This window comes from Pectobacterium versatile (assembly GCF_020166435.1).
In the GTDB taxonomy this organism is placed as follows: Bacteria; Pseudomonadota; Gammaproteobacteria; order Enterobacterales; family Enterobacteriaceae; genus Pectobacterium; species Pectobacterium versatile.
In genome coordinates this window covers 1-1616 of the sequence record NZ_JAINZP010000051.1, presented here as the reverse complement: position 1 = coordinate 1616, position 1616 = coordinate 1, and the positions used below count along the sequence as shown (strand labels likewise).

Below are 1616 nucleotides of genomic sequence, written 5' to 3'. Positions count from 1 at the left end.
AATGAGCGGCGAGCTGGCGCACCAGCGCGAAAGTTACCAGCACTACGACTATCCGGGGCGGTGACGAGCGAAGGGGAATCTAACTGCGCGGGGCTGATGCCGGGCAACACCTTCACGCTGACGGAGCATCCAAATACGACGCTGAATGCGGTGTGGCAGACGATGAGCGTGACGCACGTTGGGCAGCAGCCGCAGGCGCTGGAAGAGGAAAGTGGCGGCGAACCGACCACCATGAGCAACAGCTTTGCGGTGGTGAAAGGCACGACGACGTGGCGCGCGGGCATGCCCTACAAACCGAGGGTGGACGGCCCGCAAATTGCGACGGTGGTTGGCCCGGCAGGTGAAGAGATTTACTGCGACCAGTACGGTCGGGTAAAACTGCAATTCCCGTGGGACCGCTACGGCGCGAGTAACGACCAGAGCTCCTGCTGGGTGCGTGTCAGCCAAGGCTGGGCAGGCGGCCAGTACGGCATGATCGCGATCCCACGTATCGGCCATGAAGTGATTGTCAGCTTTCTCGAAGGTGACCCAGACCAGCCGATTGTGACGGGCAGAACCTTTCATGCCACTAACCGCCCTCCTTACGATCTGCCTGCCCACAAGACACGCACCGTACTACGCACGGAAACGCATCAGGGAGAAGGATTCAACGAGCTGCGCTTTGAAGATCAAGCCGGGCAGGAGGAGATTTATATTCACGGGCAGAAAGATCTCAACGCGCTTGTTGAAAATGACGTCGTCTGGCACATCAAACACGACGCGCATATGGATATTGATAATGAGCGAGTGACCCGAATCAAAGCCAACGATCACCTGACGGTTGAGAATGAGAAACGTGACCACATTAAAGGGGAGCACTCGCTGACCGTTGATGCCTCAATGCACCAGAAACTGGGGCAGGCACTGCTGGTTGAGGCCGGTGAGGAAGTGCATGTGAAAGCTGGGGTCAAGATAGTGCTTGAAGCTGGCGCAGAGTTGACGCTGAAAGTTGGGGGAAGCTTCATCAAGATCGATCCCAGCGGCGTGAGTGTGGTCGGGGCGGCTATTAATATTAACTCCGGCGGCAGTGCTGGCAATGGTTCTGGCTGGGCAGGGCAGATACCCATCCTGCCGGGTAGTGTTGCAGTGCCTCCGGCACCACCAGCAACGTTACCCGCCCCTGCTATTCATAAAAGCATGGAATCAATGTCTCCGCTTGTTAAGCCTTGCCCGCTCGCAAAGGGAGGTAAAGCATGAGCCTGAATACCTGGCGAGCAGAGCATGGAGGGACACTCTTTGCGATCGTCGATGGGGCGGCGGATTACTCGGCGGTGGCGCGTTTCTATGAACTCAGCGAGGGAGAAGCTTTTCCGCTCTTTGCTGGTACGCCGTTTAGTGATCAAGCCGCACTAGGCCCTTGGCTACTACTTAATCCTTCTCTCGAATTTGTGGCGGATTCTCCCGAGTTGCACGGTTTTTATCTGGTCAGTGAACAGCCAACTGACATGGTTCGCCGCCACTGGCAAAGCCTGATACAGGTTATCCGTGAAGGGGAGGTTGTCTGTTTCCGTTTCTCTGAACCTCGTATCTTCCTGCCGATGTTCTGTGCCATGAGCCAGGAAGAGCAGACTGCCATT

1 protein-coding gene and 1 pseudogene are annotated in these 1616 nt (G+C 56.7%); both read left to right on the top strand.

Annotated features, from left to right (window positions below; all coding sequences use genetic code 11):
- Nucleotides 1-1236: pseudogene (gene tssI / locus K7X24_RS21810) on the top strand (type VI secretion system tip protein TssI/VgrG); the annotation flags it as partial.
- Nucleotides 1233-1616, top strand: a 384-nt coding sequence (locus K7X24_RS21805) for a DUF4123 domain-containing protein (RefSeq protein WP_224558265.1), incomplete at its 3' end; no start/stop codon positions are given. The pseudogene tssI and the gene K7X24_RS21805, both read left to right, overlap by 4 nt.